Source organism: Bacillota bacterium, assembly GCA_030019365.1.
Lineage (GTDB): Bacteria > Bacillota > Sulfobacillia > JACIYH01 > JACIYH01 > JACIYH01.
Window position 1 is genome coordinate 598,450 of sequence record JASEFA010000001.1, and the last position, 18,163, is coordinate 616,612.

Genomic DNA, 18,163 nt, shown 5'->3' on the forward strand with positions numbered 1-18,163 from the left:
CACATGCTGGAGCTGATGAGGAAGCTCTCCCAGGCGGTGATCTCCGGGGACCTGGAAGGTGCGGCCGGCCTGGCAGAACAGCTGCTTGGGGACGGCGCCGCCCCGCAGGATATCATCGACAACGGGTTGATGCCGGGGATGGAATACGTGGGCGCGCAGTTCCGCAAGGGGGAGATGTTCATCCCGGAAGTGCTGCTCTCCGCCCGCGCCATGCAGAAGGCCATGGACGTGGTGAAGCCCCACCTGGTAAGCGGTAACCTCCCCAGTCAGGGGACCGTCGTCATCGGCACCGTACAGGGAGACCTGCACGACATCGGCAAGAATCTGGTGCGCATGATGCTGGAGGCGGCCGGCTTCACCGTGGTCGACCTGGGCATCGACGTGCCCGCCGACCGGTTCCTGGAGGCGGTGAAGATCCACCGGCCCCAGGTCCTGGGGCTGTCCGCCCTGCTCACCACCACCATGCGTAACATGGCCGCCGTCATCGATACCCTGCGGGAAGCCGGCATCCGGCAAGCCGTCAAGATCATGGTGGGCGGCGCCCCCGTCACCTCCGATTTCGCCAGGACCATCGGCGCGGACGGGTACGCCCCCAATGCTGTGGCCGCTGTGGATCTGGCCAGGTCACTGGCCACCAGCTGACCCGGCCGGCCGCAAGGCGCGCGGATCGAGGTGCGCCCAATGGGCGACCTGGTGCTGGGAATCGACACCGGAGGGACGTTCACCGACGCCGTCCTGCTCGACCGGGAGCAGCAGCAGGTAGTCAGGTGGGCCAAGGCGCTGACTACCCACCGGGATCTGGCGGTGGGGATCGCAGATGCGGTAAGGCAGCTGGGCCTCGCTCCCGCGCAGGTCCTGGCCGGCATGATTTCCACCACCCTGGCCACCAACGCCGTGGTGGAAGGCCTGACGCGGCCGGTGGGCCTGGCGCTGATCGGCTACGACCGGGAGCTGCTGGAGCGCTTCGGGCTGGAGCGCAACATCTTCGCCACCCTGGTCACCCATTTCCCCGGGGGCCACGACGTGTACGGGCGACCCCGCCCTGGCTTCGACCCCGAGGCCGTGGCAGCATGGGCGGAGCGCCATAAGCCGGAGGTGGAAGCATACGCCGTCTCCGCGTACTTTAGCCCCCTCGACTCCCGTTGCGAGCAAGACGCCGCGGCAGCGATCCGTCGGATGGTGGCTGCGCCCGTTGTCCTGGGGAACGAGATGAGCACTACCCTGGGAGCGGTCAGGCGGGCCACCACAGCCAGCCTCAACGCTTCCCTGTTGCCCATCGCCCTGGAATTCATGAGCGCCCTCAGGGAGGTGCTGGACCCTCTCACCCGTGGCCCCCTGCTCTGCTGCCGGGGTGATGGCACCCTCATGCGCATCGAGACGGCCATGGCCCGCCCCATAGAGACAGTGGCCTCAGGACCGGCGGCGTCAGCCGTGGGAGCCACGTTCCTGGCCCATCGTCCCACCGCCCTGGTGCTGGACGTGGGCGGCACCAGCAGCGACATAGCCCTGGTGGTGGACGGTGGCCCGCGAATCTCCCCGCAAGGGGCAACGGTGGGTGGGTATCCCACCGCCCTGCCCGCCGTCGCCATGCGGACGGTAGGCCTAGGAGGCGACAGCCGGGTAGGTCCCGCCCACCCCACTGGCGAACCGGGAGAGTCGCTCGCCATCGGACCGGAGAGGGTAACGCCGCTGGCACGGCTGGCCGCCCAATACCCGGGTATTCTGCCGCAATTGCACGCTGCTGCAACCCGGCCCCTGGGCCCGGACGACGTCCTGCTCCTCGACTACTGGTATCTGGTGCGTGACCCGGGGGACGAGGTGGGGCCTGACCCGGGGAACATGGTGGTGCCTGACCCGGGGAACGAGGCCGGGACGCTGACCGGGCCGGAAAGGGAACTGATCGGCGCCCTGTCGGCAGGGCCGCTCAACCTTCCGGCCCTGCTCGAGCGCCTCCGGGTGCCCCACCTGCGCCTGGTGCCCTGGCAGAGGCTGCTCCGCAAAGGAATCCTGGCCCGCGCCGGCCTCACCCCCACCGACGCCATGCACGTCACCGGGCAGTACGAACCGTGGGATGCCGAAGCCTCACGACTGGCCAGCCGCCTGCTGGCCGGTGCGCTCGGTCGAGGCCCCGGCGAGGTGCCCTGCCTCGTGTTCACCCTGGCGGCCCGCATCCTCGCCCGCGCCGTAGTGGCCTATCTGGCCCCGGCAGCCGACGAGCAGGCCACCCCCCACCCCGGGTGGCTCGTGGAGGCAGCCCTTAGGCCTGAACGGCGGGACACCTGGCCCCTCCTCCCCGAACTGCACCTGGACGTGCCGCTGGTGGCGGTGGGCGGAGCCGGGCCGGTGCTGGTGCCCCTGGTGGCAGAGACCCTGCACACAGAATGCCTGATCCCGCCCCATCACCCGGTAGCCAGTGCCACCGGGGCGGCGATGGCCAAACTGGTGGCGCGCTGCGAGGGACGCATCCACCCCGCGAGCCCGGCCGGCGGATCCCTGGTCAGTATTGACGGCCAACACGCGACCTTCTTCGACGAAGAAAGAGCCTTTGCCCACGCCCGGGAAGCGGCTGCCCGCGCAGTCCGGGCCCTGGCGGCTCGGGAGGACCTGCCGGAATCCGGGCCGGTGCAGGTATCCCTGATCCCCGAGGGGAGCGGATACCGCGTGGCGGCCGCCCTGGAAGCCTCCCTGGCCCAGCTCGGCGCCTGCTGAGAAGACAGCCCCGCCCGGGCGCGGACAGCATCAGCCGACGAGGTGATAGCCCCGCAGGCCGCGCGGGGGATCAGACAGAGAGGCGGCGGGCGATGGCGGTGAAGGCCCGCCCGGCCTCGCTATCGGGCTCATAGATGGCCACGGGCCGGCCCAGGTCGGAACCGGCACGGATTTCCGCCGTCAGCGGGATCTCCCCCAGGAAAGGCACGCCCAGGTGCCGCGCCAGCTCCTCTCCCCCGCCGCGGCCGAACACGTAGCTGCGGCGGCCGCACCCCGGGCAGACGAAGCAGGACATGTTCTCCACCACGCCCAGGATTTCCTGATCTGCCCGGCGGGCAAAGGCGCCCGCCCGGCTGGCCACCTGCACCGAGGCGGGCTGGGGAGTGGTCACCAGCACCAGGGCACTGCGGGGCAGCATCTGGGTCACCGACAGGGGGATGTCCCCCGTCCCCGGCGGCAGGTCGATGAAGAGGAACTCGGGATCACCCCACTCCACGTCCTGCAGCATCTGCTGCAGCGCCCGGACGAGCAGGGGGCCCCGCCAGATGACGGGCTGGTCCTCGGGGAGGAAGAAGCCGATGGACATCACCTTCATGCCGTGACTCTCCAAGGGAGCGATCTTGCCGTTCTCTGCCTGGGGGGTGCCGTTGATCCCCAGCAGGTGGGGAATGCTGAAGCCGTATATGTCCGCATCGAGCAGGCCCACCGCGCGCCCCGCGGCCGCCACCGCCGCGGCCAGATTGACGGTGACGGTGGACTTGCCCACCCCTCCCTTGCCGCTGCCCACGGCAATCACCCGGGTGCGGGAGGCAGGGCTCATGATACCCGTGGGCCGGGCCATGTCATGCCGGAGCCGCTCGGCCAGGGCCTCTCGCTCCGCGTCGGTCATGGCCGACAGGTCGACTTCCACCTCCTCCACCCCGGGAAGACGGCCGACCTCGGCCACCACATCGCCCCGGATCTTGTTGCGCAGGGGGCATCCCGGCACGGTGAGAGCCACCCCCACCCGCACCCTTCCTCCCTCGATGTGGACTCCCTTCACCATGCCCAGCTCGGTGAGACTGCGCCCCAACTCGGGGTCCATCACCCGGCCCAGGGCTTCCAGCACCTGCTCCCGTGAGACCATCTGCCACTCTCCTTAGAATACCCGCAGGGTATATTTCAGCACGTACCAGACGCCCGCAAACCGCCCCACGACGCCTCTTCCCCCACGCCTCCCCGCCCAGAGTTCGCTAGAAACTGGCTGACAGCCTGACGCCAGAAAGTAGCGGACGGGGTCGAAGTTGGGCCATCCGACAACAGGATAGTAACATCTCCGGGGCCATGCGTCAGCAGGTCGGGCACGGGGTGGTGGCGAAGCCTGATACCGCGCATGAGAGGGGTGGTAATGTGCTGAAGACGAACAGGGAGCGGCTGGTGATGATATCGGTCCTGGGCGAGGTATCCAGCCCGGGAGGCGCCCAGCCCCCGCACCGGGTGGGGTACGACGGGGTGGCCCGGGTGCTGCCGGGGACTGGCGGCATCAGTTACAACGTGAGGGTGGGTGACCCCGCCTTCGGTTGGGCGGGCGACCACGTGGAGCCCGGCGTCAGCACCAAGACCAAGGACGAAGCCCCCAACCACGGCTACAATACCCTGTGCTGCGTGGGCAACGACGCTTACGTGGTCTCCGGCGATGCCAAGGGGGCCCGGGGTGTGGTGACGGGGAAGCACGGGGGCATAGAGCACGTGCTCATCGACTTCCCGCCCGACGTGCTCGAGAAGCTGGTGATCGGCGACAAGATCCAGGTGCGGGCCTGGGGACAGGGCCTGGAAATCGAGGGTTACCCCGACGTGAGGTGCATGAGCCTGGACCCGCGCCTGCTGGAGAAGATGGGCATCCAGGAGAAAGACGGCGTGCTGGAGGTGCCGGTGGCCGGAATCGTACCCCCCGAGTTCATGGGGAGCGGGCTGGGATCGGCGGCCGCCGAGCGGGGCGACTACGACATCACCTCCATGGAGAAGGAGGGGCTGCGCGAGTTGGGGCTGGACCGGCTCCGCCTGGGGGACATCGTGGCCATCCGGGACGCCTCTTCGTATTACGGGCGCAGCTACCGCCGGGGAGCGATCATCATCGGCGTGGTCGTCCACAGTGACTCCTACACGTCCGGCCACGGGCCCGGGGTCACGTCCCTAATGACCTCTCTCACGGGGAGGATCCGGCCGGTGCAGGTGGAGCGGGCCAACATCGCCGAATACCTCGGCCTGCGTTGACACCGCCGGTCACGGACGGCGCAGCCCGCCCCAGTTAGCGGACGGCGCGGCAGAGCGCCCGCCACCCGCCCCAGACGGCGACGGCGCGGGCGCCAGGAGACACGCTGCGGGGGATTACAGCGTGAGGGTGGAGCCGGGGGTGGGGATGAATACCCGGGTGAGGTGGCCCAGGCAGTCCCGGAAGAAGGCAGGGTCCTCCGTGTGCAGGGGCACCAGGCACCCGGGACCGATGGTCTCGACCAGTTCCACCAGGCCGGGCCCGTGGATGTGCCCGCTGGCATGCCAGCCGGGATCGCGGCCCTGACCGGCGCGGTCGCCCGGATCACCGAGCATGCGCAGCCCGAAGTGGGAAATCCAGTTGCGGAGGCGGTCCAGGTCCAGGTGCATTTCCTCGTTGAACGCCTCCGTGGATGAGTAAATGTACGTGCCCCGGCGGGGGGCGATGTCCACCAGCTCGCTCAGGTCCCAGTAGGAGAATGCGCATACGTACTCGCCCGGAGCAGCGGCCACTTCCCGCGCGGAAACGACCCTCTCCGGGCAGGAAGCCAGGTAGCGCTCCATCAGGATGCGCTCCCATACCGGCCTTTGCACCTTGGCCTCGACGTAGACGGCCAGGGAGAGCTCTGCATAGGGATCGGGGGCGTCCGCCTCTCCGGCAGCGTGCAGGGCTTCCAGGAGGTAGGCGTCGCGGGTGGTGATGACCAGACGCCGCCCTGCCTCGCGGGCAGCGGCCAGGAAAGAGAGCAGCCGCTCCACGTGGCGGGGTCCGAAGTCGGCGATCACCAGCCCTTCGGCCCCGCCCACCGCTTCGCAGGCTCTCTCCCGCACCTCGTCCTCGGGCACCGAGGTCCGGGTGCGGGGATGGGTGCCCTCGCACAGGAGCAGGACGGGGTCCAGGCGGGCGGCTTCCTCCGCGAACGCCCGGGTGAGGTGGCCGCGGGAGCCATGCAGGCGCAGGTCACCCGTGTACACCACCCACCCTGCCGGCGTTTGGACGCCAAAGGCCCCCGCCCCCGGGATGGAATGGTCCACCGGCCACCAGCGCACGCGCATCCCCGCCACCGGGGTTTCGCCCCCCGTCACCACCTGGAGGGGGTCTCCCTGCAGCTCGCGGGAGGCGGGCGCCCGCATCCAGAACTCGGCCGCTGCCTGCGGCCGCGCGGACGCCGTGCCCGGGGAGAACACGGCAAAGGGGCGCAGCCGGGCGGGAACTTTACGGTAATCGGCCGCCCGGAGCAGGCCCTCTTTTTCCTCCCGGGGGGTGAGGTAGGCCACCTCCCGCTCCATGGTGCCGGGGACGGTGTCCTGCACGGCCTTCGCAATGACGGCCGACGCCAGGCCGGTGTACACGGGGATGCTGCTTTCCAGGAACGATATGTACCCGCTATGGTCCAGGTGAGCGTGGCTGAGGAGCACCCCGGCCACCTCCACCCGGCGGCAACCCGGTAGCACCTCCACCCGGCTCCACCACTGGCGCCCCGGCTGATCCAGGTCGCGCCGGTACAACCCCCGTAGCGGGGGCAGGAGGCCCAGTTCCAGCAGGTCACCGATGCCTGCGGAACCGCGCGGGCGCAGGAACTCGTCGAAGAAGGCGCGCTCCGCCCCAAAGTTGACCCCGAAGTCGAGGAGGAGGCTTCCCGAGTCCGCCTCCAGCAGGACTTTGGTGCCCCCGATGCATCCCACGCCATCAAGGAAAGTGAGCTTAACCGCCATCCCCGGTCCCGCCCCCTGCCCCGCCGCCAGTCCGTTGCTCGCCTGCGCCGGTGGCCGCTTACGCCGCCGCCCCACTCGGGCGATACATCATGACGCCACCTTCCATGGTATGCCCGACCATTCCCTCTTCTTCCAGCAGGTCCAGGTACCCCACCGTCTCGGAGAGTCCCAAGAAGAGCTGGTCTCTCTCCAAGTCGGGAAAGAGGGAAAGACACAGCCCGTATACCGTGGCCGGGCCCGCCCCCAGCAGGTCCAGGATCCGGTCGCGGCGGACCCGGTACAACCCGAGGCGCTCGCACACCAGGGCACGGTGGTCGGAGACGGGGTCGCCGTGCCCGGGCAGTACCAGACGGACGGGCAGGGCCCGGAGGCGTACCAGGGTCCTCAGGTACTCGGGCAGGCTGGGCCGGCGTTCCCCCGACCAGGAGTCCACCGGCTCCACGAGAGCGTTGGAGGATATATGGCCGAGGAGGGTGTCCCCCGAGAAGAGGAGCCCATCCCCGGGCCGCACCAGCGATAGCGCAGAAGAGGCATGCCCGGGGGTGTGGTGAACCACCAGGCGGTCGTCGCCCGCCTCCACCCGGTCACCCTCGCGGAGGAACCGGTGCACGGTGATCCCACGGGGGTACTGCCGCAGCCCCAGGCCCTCTCGCTCGAGAGACCGAAGCACCTCGGCCGGGACGCCTGCATGCTGCAGGAACCTCAGGTAGAAGGCCACCCGCGCTTCCAACAAGACCGGGTCGCCCGACATCCACAGCAGGGCCCGGGGGTGGGCAGCCACCTCCCAGCCCACGTCCCCCTGCAGCAGAGCCAACCCGCCGTAGTGGTCGGGATGGGCATGAGTGACGATCACGCGGCGCACGTCGATCGGCTTCACGCCCGCCGCGGCCAACCCGGAAAGCAGCGCCTCCACCCCCGCGCGGGTAGCGGGGCCGGCGTCCACCAGGGTGGGTTCTGCACCCATGAGAAGATAGGCATTCACGGGGCCCACTGCATAGGGCGTGGGCAGGACCAGCCGCTTCACGTCAGCCGGCAGGTGGGCAGCGCATGGTGCCCGCGCGGGGGGAGGGTGCCGTGGCCGGGGCGGATCACAGGACAATGGGGCTCACCGCCTTCCTACCTGCGCGTACCAGAAGTCCCAGGCCCGGGGACGCGCCTCCAGCCTCGCCTCCAGGCAGGACACCACCACGGACCGTACCTCGTCCATGGTGGCGGTGCTCACCGCGAGCCGCGATGCCGCCCGGGGAGAGCAACCCGCCAGGTGCAGGAGCACCCGCCGGGAAGCCTCCGACAGGCGCAGGGTGCGATTCCCGCGCTGGCAGCGGGAACACACCAGCCCCCCTCCCGTGGCATCGAAGAACTGCTCTCCGGAACCGGGGGCTTCACCGCAGTGGACGCAGCGCGTCAGCCGGGGGGCATACCCGGCCAGGGCCAGGAGCCCCAGGACGAAGGCATATGCCACCCCCTCCAGGGAGCGGCCCGCTTCCCCCACCGTCTCGTCCAGGGCGGCCAGGCTCCCGCGCAGGAGGGCAAAGAGGGAAGGGGCGGGATCGCGCTCCTGGGTGAAGGAATCCACCAGCTCGGCCAGCAGGCTGGCCGCCGCCAGCCCGAGCAGGTGGGAACGCAGGCGCGGTAACGACTGCAGCAGCTGGCCCTGGGTCACCACATCCAGATGCTTTCCTCGCCAGAGCAGCAGGCGGGCACAGGCGAAGGGCTGCACGGCCGCCGCCAGCCGGCTCCCGGGACGGCGGGCACCCTTCGCCACCGCCGCCAGCTTACCTTCTTCCAGGGAATAAGCAGTAACCAGGCGGTCGGCTTCGCCCAGGTCGCGGCTGCGCAGGATGATGGCTTCTACGTGATACAGAGCCATGACTGGTTTGGACCTGCCGGGCCGGCGCGTGCCCAGCTCGCCCTCGGCGACGGGGCCTGCACGGGGGATCCCCTACTTGAGCCTGTAGCCCAGTTGCTGGAGGGTGACAGGATCGTCCCGCCAGTCGCGCCTGACCTTGATCCAGAGATCGAGGTATATCTTCTTCCCGAAGTACTCCTCCAGCTCCTGCCGGGCCCTGGTGCCGGCTGTCTTCAGCACGCGGGCGTTCTGCCCCACCAGGATACCGCGCTGGCCGGCCCGCTCGCAGAAAAGGTACGCCCTGATGTAGAACATCCCGTTGGGCCGGGTGGTCATCTCCTCCACCACCACGGCCACGCCGTAGGGCACCTCCTGGCGCACCAACTCCAGCACCTTTTCCCGGATGATCTCCGCCACGTAGAAATGGTCGGGCTGATCGGTGGCCACTTCTTCGGGATAGTAGCGGGGGCCGGGAGGAAGGCACTCGCAGACGGCCTGGCGGAGCAGATCCAGATTGGTACCCGACAGGGCGGAAATGGCCACGGCGTGCCGGAAGGCGTATAGCTGACCGTACGCCTCCAAGGCCGCCTGAGCTTTCTCCGGGCTCACCAGGTCGACCTTGTTCACCGCCAGCACGGCGGCCACCCCCCTGCGCGGGAAACTGGCCACCAGCGCCCTCTCACCGGGGCCGGGACGATCCGCGCCGTCCACCACCAGCAACACCACGTCCACATCTGCTACCGTACCGCGGGCGATCCTCACCATGTACTGGTCCAGCTCGCAGCGGGGCTCCATCATGCCCGGGGTATCCAGCAGAACCATCTGATAGCCGGGTCCGTTGAGCACGCCCAGGATGCGGTTGCGCGTGGTCTGGGGTCTCCCCGAGACAATGGCCACCTTCCGCCCTACCAGGGCGTTCACCAGGGTGGACTTTCCCACGTTGGGGCGACCCACCACGCCCACGAATCCCGATCGCATGCTACTTGATTTCCACCTTCGTCCCCACGGGAACCACCAGGACCCAGGTGGGACCCGGTGCCAGTTCCAGGGGGCGGCCCTTGTCGTCGCGATACACCGCGGGGGACTTGCGGCTCTGCTTGCGCCAGGTACCCTCCCGGTACCTGCCTGCGCTGAATACCATGACCCGTCCCCGCCCGGTCATCCTGGCTTCCATATGAAGCAGTTTGTCCCCGGGGGTCTGCCGCATGTCGACGAACTGGATGACCACGTTGCGCGCCCAGAGGACGTCCCCCTCGGCGTCGCGATGAAGCTGGTCAGCTATGGACCGCAGCCACCTGTCCGTGTCCTTCTCGTAGGCGTAGGTTACCCGGTACCCCTGCCATCCCGCCGGATACCACACCGTAACCAGAACGGCTTCCTTCCCCGCGGCCTCCTCTCCCGAGCCGCGGAAAGGGAAGGGTGAGGGGAAGGGCCCCTCCTTTTCCAGGCCCCGCTTATCTATCACTGAGCGAAAGAGCTGCCCCGAGGTGTAGGTGGCATGGGGCGGCTTGCGCTCAGACGGTGGTACCCGCCAGTACGCCTCCCCGCCCCCGTATATCTCGTCCAGGTGGGGAATCCCCAAGGCCTTCAGGTCGGCGAAGCCCTGCTCGCTCGCCCCCGAATGCCCCAGCACGGCGTCCAGCGGGGCCACCAGGTCCAGGAAGTAGGGGCGGGTGCTCCTCACGGGACCTATCTTCACCGGGTCCCCGTGCAGGTAGAAGGCCAGGAAGCGGGTAATGCCCCCCTCTGCCAGCACCTCGTACACCAGGCAGGCCTCCCCCAGCCCCGACTGGGGCCGGGCCTGGGGAGCGTTGTCTATCATCACGGCAAAGGGGCGGCGGTGTATCAGGTTCTCGGGCACCGGCTCCCCGCACAGAGGACAGGGTTTCCTGGGCACCTCCGGGGCCGGTGGCGCAGGCGGACCCTGCTGCCCGGGCGGCGATTCCGGACCCTGAGCGGGCTGCGGAGGCCCTCCCCCCCGGGCACAGCTGCAGGCCAGAGCCATGAGCATCAGGGCCACCAGGCCCCTCTCTATGTACCGCATCGCTTCGCATCACTCCCTCCGGCGGCGCAGATCGGCCGCCCCCGCCGATATCACCAGGCGCATTCCCTCCTGCGGGGTGAGGTCGAGAAAAACCACGCGGGAGCGGGGGAGCACCGCCACCCACCCGGAAGTGGGGTTGGGGGTAGTGGGGATGAACACGCATACGCTCTCCTCCCCCAACCGTGCCGAAGCCTCGGGCAACCCCGCCCCGGTGACGAACCCCACCGAGTACACGCCCTGGCGGGGGTATTCGACCAGGGCCACCCGTCCCTGGGCCATGTGCTGCCCGGAGAAGGCATCCACCACCGCCTTCACGGTACCGTACACCTCGCGCACCACCGGCACCCGCAGGAAGGCGGCCTCCAGGCGGCGGAAGAGCCACCTGCCCGCATACACCCGCGCCAGCCACCCCACCAACATGACGAACAACACCCCGAAAACGATGCCGAGCCCGGGTATGTACCTGTTGAGGAGCCTCACCACCAGGGGACCCAGGAGTCCGTCCCCCCACTCGAACAGCCACCTGAGGGCCAGTACGGTGAGGACCACGGGCACCAGCACCACCAGCCCGCTCAGGAAAACGTTACGCAGGCGCACACCCAACCTGGTCACCGCCTTCGCACCTGCTGCCAGGGCGGGCCGCCCGGTCGTGCGGTTCGCGCCGGGCCGGCCGCCCCCGCCGGTTGCCCACCTCTCACCCTGGGGGCCGGGTGCCGCCAGGTGACAGCCCCCCGGCCGCGATCTCTTGCGCGGCTGCCATCATGCGCTGCCAGCCCGCCGGGGTGTCGTCCTCCCACCCCAGAAGGTGAAGAGTCCCGTGGACGGCCAGAAGTAGCAGTTCTTCCTTCAGGTTACCATCCCTTTCCTCGGCCTGACGGCGGGCGGTATCCACCGAAACCACCACTTCGCCCCACGCTCCCGGCCCTTCACCCAGGGGAAAGGCCATCACATCGGTGGGCCGGTCGCGGCCCAGGAAACGGCGGTTGACCTCCCGCATCTGCTCGTCACTCACCAGGGCCACGCTCACCGTCCCCGGCCTTCCCGCTTTCTCCAGCGTGGTCTTCACCGCCTGCCTCAGGAGCCGGATGGTACCCGGGGGAAGCTTCACCCCGGGATCGCGGCTCACCGCCACCCTTGTCCTCATCGCCCTCTCCTTTCCCCTCGGGGTACTCGATGCGGGGGTGATATATCCCGCTCAGGACACGCACGAATGCCGCCGCCACCCGGTCCAGGTCCCGCAGGGTAAGGGGAGCCTGGTCGAGCTGGCGATCCTGCAGGCGTTCTCTGATTATCTTGCGCACTACCCCCCCGATGCCGGCGGGAGAGGGCTCGGGAAGGGCCCGTACCGCAGCTTCCGCCGCGTCGGCGAGCATGACGATGGCGGTCTCCCGCGACTGGGGACGGGGTCCCTGGTGCCGGAACCCCTGTTCCTCCACTGGACCGCCGTTTTCGGCGGCCCGGGTGTAAAAGTAAGAGACCAGGGAATCGCCGTGGTGCTCGGCGATGAAGGTCACCACGCTGGGCGGCAACCGATACTCCCGGGCCAGCTCCAGGCCGTCCTTCACGTGGGCGGTAACCACCACCGCAGAGAGAGCCGGTGACATCTTGTCGTGGGGGTTCTCCTGGCCCATCTGGTTTTCAATGAAGAAGTAGGGGCGCCGGATCTTGCCCACGTCGTGGTAGTACGCTCCCACCCGGGCCAGCAGACCATCCGCGCCGATGGCTTCCGCCCCCGCATCGGCCAGGTTGGCCACCATGATGGAGTGGTGGTACGTCCCCGGGGCCTCCACCAGGAGCCGGCGCAAGAGGGGGTGATTGGGGTTGGACAGTTCCAGCAGCTTGATCGGGGTCACCACCCCGAAGGCGGTTTCCAGGAAAGGCAAGAGACCCACCGCCAGGATACCGGCAATGGGTCCGCTCAGGAAAGAAAAGGCGTACACCTGCCAGAGGGAAAGGCTGTCCTGAGCCAGCCCCCCGACCAGGCTGAGGGCCACGGCCCCCCCGAGCTGACCCATCCCGGCCAGGAACCCCGCCCGCAGGAAATCCGTGCGCTGGGTGATCCGGCCTATCGCATATGCCCCCGCCAGGGCACCCAGGAAATTGGTCACCGCATACTCGGCGTGCAGGCCGTTCAGGGCGGCAACTCCCAGGGAAAGGACGGGGGCAGCCACCACCGCCACTTCCTGCCTGACCAGCACGGCCAGGAGGAGCGATGCCGTGGCCACGGGGGTGAGGTGGCCGGATGCCCCCCGCACCAGGTGGCCCAGCACGAGGGCCACTGAGGTCACCAGGCCGGTGAGCACCAGGAGATACTCGGCCTGCCATACCTGGGGGACAAACACGCGCAGGTACAGGGCGAGGGCGCCTATGAGCAGCAGGGCCAGCACCACGGCACCGGCCCCCAGCAGCCAGTTTCCACCCCCCTGCATGAGCCCCAGGTCCCGCAGCAGGACCAGGTGGGCGGCGGTAACCACCTCTCCCTTGCTCAGGATCACGTCGCCGCGCTGCACGTAGACCGGTCGCACCTGTTCGCGGGCCTGCTGGCGCCTGGCCTCGGTATCCTTGGCGTTGAACACCAGGTTCGGCCGCACCCTGGCGGCCGCCACGTCGGCGGCGAAGTTCTTGAGGTCGCGCGGTTGTCGCAACGCCTCTACCCGCTGCCTGACCTGCTGGCGCGCCGCGTCCAGGTTTTCCTCGCGCACCCCCACCTGCATTACAGCCGTCAGGGTGTCCCGGGCCCAGGCTTCCAGAGTGTCCAGTTGGACGGGGTCTGCGGCAAGGGCAGCCAGCACCGCAGCCTGATCGGATACCCCCAGTTCCCCGGCGAGGAGATGCGCCTTCTCCTGGGGGTTCCCGGGCTGGGCGGCCACCTCTCGCACCCGGGCAAAGGCGTCGGCCACCGCGCGCTCCGCCTCCCCGGTGGCACGGGGATCCAGGTCGAAGACGTCGGGAACGCCGGCGGCGGCCTCCTGTCGCAGCTGCTCCGTGCGCACCCGATCCACCACCTGGCGGGGCGCCCGGATGGTCTCGGGGGCCCTCTGCCCCTCCTGCAGGTTGAGGGCGCGGGGGACCAGGTCGACGTAGAACACCGCCGACCACAGCAGGAGGAAGAGCAAGCCCCAGCCCGCCCTGCGCCAGGAAGGCCCCGACACTTTCCGCCAGCGGGAGGTGGTCAATGCCTACCCTCCTTCTTTTTCCCTGTCCCAGCGCTCATAGGCCTTGATTATTCTGGTGACCAACTCGTGTCTCACCACGTCCTCTTCCGTCAGGTAGACGAAGGCGATGCCTTCCACGTCGGCCAGCACCCGCCGCGCTTCTTCCAGCCCGGAAACCTGTCCCCGGGGGAGATCGACTTGCGTTATGTCGCCGGTGATCACCGCCCGGGAGCCCAGACCCAGCCTGGTAAGGAACATCTTCATCTGCTCGGGGGTCGTGTTCTGGGCCTCATCCAGGATGATGAAGGAATCGTCCAGAGTACGCCCCCGCATATAGGCCAGAGGGGCCACCTCGATCACATTCCGCCCGAGCAGCCGTTCGTAGGCCTCCACCCCCAGGATGTCAAACAGGGCATCGTACAGGGGCCGCAGGTACGGGTTCACCTTCTCCTCCAGCCCGCCGGGCAGGAATCCCAGCTTTTCGCCCGCCTCCACCGCGGGCCGGGTGAGGACGATACGGTTGTACTCCCTGGATTTGAACGCGGCCACCGCCAGCGCCACCGCCAGGTAGGTTTTGCCCGTTCCGGCCGGGCCGATGCCGAAGGTGATGCCGTGGCTGCGGATGGCATCCACGTAATTCTTCTGGCCCGAGGACTTGGGACGGATGGCCTTGCCCCGGTACGTGGTGATCACCGTGTCCGCGCGCAGGGCGGCCAGAGCCTCCTCGTTCCCCTCCCGGGCCAGCCTGATGGCATATGCCACGTCGTGGTTGTCCAGGCTGCCCTCCCTGGCCAGCGGCAGCAGGCTGTGCAGCAGCCGGGAAACCCGCGCCACTTCCCGATCGGACCCGGTTACCACCACCTCGCTCCCCCGGCTCTGCAGCCTGACGTCGAACTGCTCTTCAATGGCGCGCAGGTGAGCATCGTTGTGGCCGAAAAGCAGGAACGCCTCCTGGGCATCGTTAAGGCGCAGGCGCTCACAGGCGACCCTGGTCGTATCCAATACCTGTTAACTCCCTCCCCAACCTCACCGGGGCACTACCCGGCCGATCTCCTCGATGGCCAGCACCGTCACATGAGCAGTTGCACCCTCTTCTCCTTCCTGCACTTCCGCCTCGATAGACTCCCGCTCGGCAGCGGCCGGGACCTGCATCAGCACCTGCCCCAGAGCCCGCTCCCGGGCCACCCGGGCAGCCTCCCCGCGCGCGCGCACGAAGGTCACCGGTTCCGTCTCGTGACAGGTTGTCCTGATAACTTCGACGAGAGGTTTTCCATTCCTCCCCCACACCGCCGCCTGGGTGCGGGAAGTCTCATACGAATCGAAAGGGACCTTCCCCTTCCATACTATCTCCTTCCCGCCCACGAAGACAACCCATTGCTGCCAGACGCGACCGGTGGGGCGGCTCACCACCTCCCGGCACGGGACCCATACCGAGGCGTGGTATGCCACCCGGGCCAGGCACACACCTTTGGCCGCCACCAGGCGCGGAGGGCCGGTTTCCTTTTCGCTCACCCTTCTACCCGGGATGAGCCCCGAGATGAGCACCTGCCCCGCGACCACCCTCTGACCAACCTGTACCTGGGCCACGCCCATCAGGGGAAGGAAATACACCAGCTCCCCGTCCTTTCCGGCCATCACATCGGCAGGGCCCGCCCGGGGAGGGGGTGGAGGCGGCAGTTCCCGTTCGCCCACCTCCAGGCGGGCCAGCGTCCCGTTGAAGGTGAGCCGCGCCCAGGAGACGTACGGCAGGGCCCGCGCCACCTGTTCCTCCAGGGCCGCCCCGTCCACAGTCATGCGGAGGGTGCCAGGGCGCAACCCGGAAGCGTGGGCCAGGGTGAGGATCTCTTCCCGATGTCCGGGCGAGGCCCCGCTCACCTCCACGAACAGGACCAGGGCATTGACCAATCCCAACAGCAACACGGCCAGGAGGCCGCCGGCAACCAGTCCCGGCCTGTGCGCCACCTTCTTTCCCAGAAAGGGCAGGCCCCCCCGGGCTTCCACGTGCAACCGGCAGCGGGATCGCCGGGCGAGCTTCCGGGTCCGGCGGAACTGGCCCGCCGCCATCAGCGCCCGGATGCAGTCGCCACCGTCGCGCAACTGCCAGAGGAGGATGCCGTGGCGGGCGGCCAGGTTTACGAAGCGTTCCGGCGCTGCCCCCCGGATGCTGACCCGCACGAATCCCGCCAGCCACAAAAGGAAGAACCTCATGGCCGGCCCCCGGTCAGGAGAATCGCAGGCACCGGATGCGACCGGTCACGGCCATTTCCTCGCGCCCGATGCGGACGATGGTCAGGTCGTCACCTTCAACCGCCACCTGGCCCTCGCCCACCCCCACCACCAGGCGGTCGGATCCGAACTCCACCACACCCCGGTGGTTCTCGACGCTGAGGTGAAGGTTCCCGATCAGCACCAGGCGGGGGGCGTGAAACACCACCTCCCGCGGCAGTTCCAGGATCTCCACCACCCGGTCCCCCAGGCGTCCCCGCCGCCGTTCCGGCAAACCACTTCCCCGCCACTAAGTGTATGCACACCCGCCCCAGCCACGCCCGGAGCCCGACCTTCCCCCGCAGGCCACGCCCCGGGGCGTTCTCCCGGCCGCCCCACCACGGATCGAAGCTTTCTCCCCTGCCGCGCCCCGCCGGGCTCCTTACCAGAAGAACTCCAGCTCCCCCTCGGCGTTCAGGCGCAGGCCCACCTTCGCCTCATTCTTGAGAAAACGGTGCACGCGGTCCCCCACCTGCACCAGGCTGTCTTCGGCCGCCCGGCCCAGCTTCACCTGCCCGGAGGCGGGCACCCGCACGCGCGCGGGGACGCGGGGCGCGCCCAGCTCACCCACCCACACCTCCCGTCCGGCCTGGATCTCCCCTCCCCGGAAGGCCTTTTCCACCCGTACGGAACCTCCCGCCACCAGGCAGCTGGTGTGGCACCCGTCCCCGGTGACCAGGATATCCCCCGTGGCCTGCAGGGTCGAGTTCACGGCGTAGCCGCACTTCAGGAGGGCGGCCCCCTGGCTGGTCCCTTCCAGCTCCATCTGCCTTTCCTGCAGGGAACAGAAGAGCCGTCCTATCAGCGCGGGTTCGGACAGGGAGAGGGGGGCAACGAGGAGCTTCCTCAGGGCCTTAATTGCCCCCAACAGCTCCGCCTCACGTTCCCGGGCAGGAACCTCTCCGCACGCCCGTACCAGCTGCTCCGTATGGGTCCCCAGCTGGGGGAAGCGGGTTTCCAGCAGCAGGCGCAGGGCAGGGCCCGGGGGCACCTCGCCAGCCTCCTGCAGCTCCGTGAAGGCCGCGAGCAGCTGCCCCAGTTCGTCCACCACCGGGCCGAGAAGCGGAAGCAGGACCGACAGCCAGCCCGGACGCTGGCCTGCCACCACGGTGCTGGAGATTATCCCCCGGCCCACCTTCACGCCGGCGCTGCCCAACACGGTGGCCCCCACGGCGCTGCCCCCGATCTCCACCGTGCCCAGGCCCATCACCTCCATCCCCTCCAGGACGCTGCCCCCTACCTTCACGTCTCCCTTGAAGTGCACGTGCCCGGTGGAAAGGTCCACATCGCGGGGATGAGTGAGCTCGGATACCACGTACACCTGCACGCGGTCCCCCTTGCGTGCCGACATGGGCCGGCCGCGGGACGCGGCCCGCACCTCCTGAGCGTCTGGGCTCAACTCGGCGCCCCGACCGGCCAGGAGAACCAGATCGCGCGGTTGCCGCGGGGGCACCTTCTCCCCCCGTACAGTCACACCGGCTTCTCCCGGCACCGGGGGGTGGCGGCGGGCCAGGAGGTCGCCGGGAGAAACCGAGGTGAACGTGAAGCGCAGCCGCAAGTCGGCTGTCTCTTCCCCGTAAGAGACCGGCACCTTTTCTTCCAGGCAAAAGAAATGCTCTATGCGGGCGTCCTGCGGGGATACCGGGGGCCTGCCGCGCGCCACCACCAGCCGCCCATCCCCCTTCAGCCGCCCCGCGCGATCCACCGCCTGCTCGTCTATCCCGTGAACCACTCCGGCGTGGGCCAGAGCCGCTCGCAGCTCGCCTGCAGTGACGGGCGAAGAGACCGTCACCTCTTCATTTACCTGAAGCTGCAGGCGGGGGGAAGGAGGGAGATCCCGCAACCGGCGCCGCACGGTCACCGCCGGAGAAACCACCAGGACCGCTTCCATCCCGTCCGGGGTGACCTCCAGGCGCCAGGTCCCCGCCCGCTCGTCGTCCCGCAGCCGTACTTCCACCCGGTCGGTCGCCTTTACTTCGACCGGTCCGGTCTCCGGTCGCTCATTGACCAGCAGTTGCACCCCCGGACCCGGGGACACCAGCGGGTATGGCCCCTGGTCCGGATGCTCCACCTGAAGCTGACCCTTCTCTACCCAGGCCCTGGTCACGGTCCCCCCTTAAAGTTATCGACCGGACCGTATGCCGGTCCGGCCGTCGTGGTCCTCCGTCGTCGCCT

Annotated in this window: 16 protein-coding genes; 3 read left to right on the forward strand and 13 right to left on the reverse strand. The window is 68.9% G+C overall.

Going from position 1 to position 18,163, the window contains the following annotated elements; genetic code table 11:
• Positions 1-3: 3 nt before the first annotated feature.
• Both QME70_02830 and QME70_02835 read left to right on the forward strand, forming a co-directional pair.
• A complete protein-coding gene (locus tag QME70_02830; protein MDI6893543.1) occupies positions 4-642 on the forward strand; it encodes a corrinoid protein in 639 nt (212 codons plus the stop codon).
• 39 nt (positions 643-681) lie between these two features.
• Entirely contained in the window at positions 682-2,709 is a 2,028-nt protein-coding gene (locus QME70_02835; protein ID MDI6893544.1) for a hydantoinase/oxoprolinase family protein, read from the forward strand.
• A gap of 70 nt (positions 2,710-2,779) precedes the next feature.
• On the opposite strand, the gene QME70_02840 is transcribed toward QME70_02835, so the two are convergent.
• Positions 2,780-3,835, reverse strand: a complete 1,056-nt coding sequence (locus QME70_02840; GenBank protein ID MDI6893545.1) for an Mrp/NBP35 family ATP-binding protein — start codon at positions 3,833-3,835, stop codon at positions 2,780-2,782.
• A 263-nt stretch (positions 3,836-4,098) separates the two neighbouring features.
• On the opposite strand from QME70_02840, the gene QME70_02845 reads away from it, so the two are divergent.
• Complete coding sequence (locus QME70_02845; GenBank protein MDI6893546.1) at positions 4,099-4,962, forward strand: DUF4438 domain-containing protein; 864 nt, start codon at positions 4,099-4,101, stop codon at positions 4,960-4,962.
• 114 nt (positions 4,963-5,076) lie between these two features.
• On the opposite strand, the gene QME70_02850 is transcribed toward QME70_02845, so the two are convergent.
• The 12 genes from QME70_02850 to QME70_02905 all read right to left on the reverse strand — a co-directional run bounded on the left by QME70_02850 (position 5,077) and on the right by QME70_02905 (position 18,095).
• Positions 5,077-6,675, reverse strand: a complete 1,599-nt coding sequence (locus QME70_02850; protein ID MDI6893547.1) for an exonuclease — start codon at positions 6,673-6,675, stop codon at positions 5,077-5,079.
• A gap of 58 nt (positions 6,676-6,733) precedes the next feature.
• Complete coding sequence (locus tag QME70_02855; protein MDI6893548.1) at positions 6,734-7,699, reverse strand: MBL fold metallo-hydrolase; 966 nt, start codon at positions 7,697-7,699, stop codon at positions 6,734-6,736.
• An 81-nt stretch (positions 7,700-7,780) separates the two neighbouring features.
• Positions 7,781-8,545 carry a DNA repair protein RecO gene (gene recO, locus QME70_02860; GenBank protein ID MDI6893549.1) on the reverse strand — a complete coding sequence of 255 codons (765 nt, stop codon included), beginning with the start codon at positions 8,543-8,545 and terminating at the stop codon, positions 7,781-7,783.
• A 72-nt stretch (positions 8,546-8,617) separates the two neighbouring features.
• A complete protein-coding gene (gene era / locus QME70_02865) occupies positions 8,618-9,502 on the reverse strand; it encodes a GTPase Era (GenBank protein MDI6893550.1) in 885 nt (294 codons plus the stop codon).
• A gap of 1 nt (position 9,503) precedes the next feature.
• Positions 9,504-10,568, reverse strand: coding sequence for a DUF3048 domain-containing protein (locus QME70_02870; GenBank protein ID MDI6893551.1), 1,065 nt, complete (start codon positions 10,566-10,568; stop codon positions 9,504-9,506).
• Positions 10,569-10,577: 9 nt separating this feature from the next.
• On the reverse strand, positions 10,578-11,180 hold the full coding sequence (locus QME70_02875) for a DUF502 domain-containing protein (protein MDI6893552.1): 603 nt from the start codon (positions 11,178-11,180) through the stop codon (positions 10,578-10,580).
• A gap of 82 nt (positions 11,181-11,262) precedes the next feature.
• Positions 11,263-11,634: an rRNA maturation RNase YbeY gene (ybeY, locus tag QME70_02880; protein ID MDI6893553.1), complete on the reverse strand. Its 372-nt coding sequence runs from the start codon at positions 11,632-11,634 to the stop codon at positions 11,263-11,265.
• On the reverse strand, positions 11,573-13,744 hold the full coding sequence (locus QME70_02885; GenBank protein ID MDI6893554.1) for an HDIG domain-containing protein: 2,172 nt from the start codon (positions 13,742-13,744) through the stop codon (positions 11,573-11,575). The genes ybeY and QME70_02885 overlap by 62 nt, the downstream gene beginning before the upstream one ends.
• 3 nt (positions 13,745-13,747) lie before the next feature.
• Positions 13,748-14,725 (reverse strand): PhoH family protein, encoded by a 978-nt coding sequence (locus QME70_02890; protein ID MDI6893555.1) that lies wholly within the window; start codon positions 14,723-14,725, stop codon positions 13,748-13,750.
• 24 nt (positions 14,726-14,749) lie between these two features.
• The gene (locus QME70_02895; protein MDI6893556.1) at positions 14,750-15,931 is read right to left on the reverse strand and encodes a sporulation protein YqfD; all 1,182 of its coding nucleotides are present in this window, start codon (positions 15,929-15,931) and stop codon (positions 14,750-14,752) included.
• A 13-nt stretch (positions 15,932-15,944) separates the two neighbouring features.
• Positions 15,945-16,223 carry a sporulation protein YqfC gene (yqfC, locus tag QME70_02900; protein ID MDI6893557.1) on the reverse strand — a complete coding sequence of 93 codons (279 nt, stop codon included), beginning with the start codon at positions 16,221-16,223 and terminating at the stop codon, positions 15,945-15,947.
• A 147-nt stretch (positions 16,224-16,370) separates the two neighbouring features.
• Entirely contained in the window at positions 16,371-18,095 is a 1,725-nt protein-coding gene (locus tag QME70_02905; GenBank protein ID MDI6893558.1) for a FapA family protein, read from the reverse strand.
• Between the last annotated feature and the right edge of the window lie 68 nt (positions 18,096-18,163).

Bases quoted from the DNA above. Each gene is read 5' to 3' on its own strand.
- QME70_02830 (MDI6893543.1), top strand. From the start codon at position 4: ATGCTGGAGCTGATGAGGAAGCTCTCCCAGGCGGTGATCTCCGGGGAC.
- QME70_02835 (MDI6893544.1), top strand. From the start codon at position 682: ATGGGCGACCTGGTGCTGGGAATCGACACCGGAGGGACGTTCACCGAC.
- QME70_02840 (MDI6893545.1), bottom strand. From the start codon at position 3,835: ATGGTCTCACGGGAGCAGGTGCTGGAAGCCCTGGGCCGGGTGATGGAC.
- QME70_02850 (MDI6893547.1), bottom strand. From the start codon at position 6,675: ATGGCGGTTAAGCTCACTTTCCTTGATGGCGTGGGATGCATCGGGGGC.
- recO (MDI6893549.1), bottom strand. From the start codon at position 8,545: ATGGCTCTGTATCACGTAGAAGCCATCATCCTGCGCAGCCGCGACCTG.
- era (MDI6893550.1), bottom strand. From the start codon at position 9,502: ATGCGATCGGGATTCGTGGGCGTGGTGGGTCGCCCCAACGTGGGAAAG.
- QME70_02870 (MDI6893551.1), bottom strand. From the start codon at position 10,568: ATGCGGTACATAGAGAGGGGCCTGGTGGCCCTGATGCTCATGGCTCTG.
- QME70_02895 (MDI6893556.1), bottom strand. From the start codon at position 15,931: ATGAGGTTCTTCCTTTTGTGGCTGGCGGGATTCGTGCGGGTCAGCATC.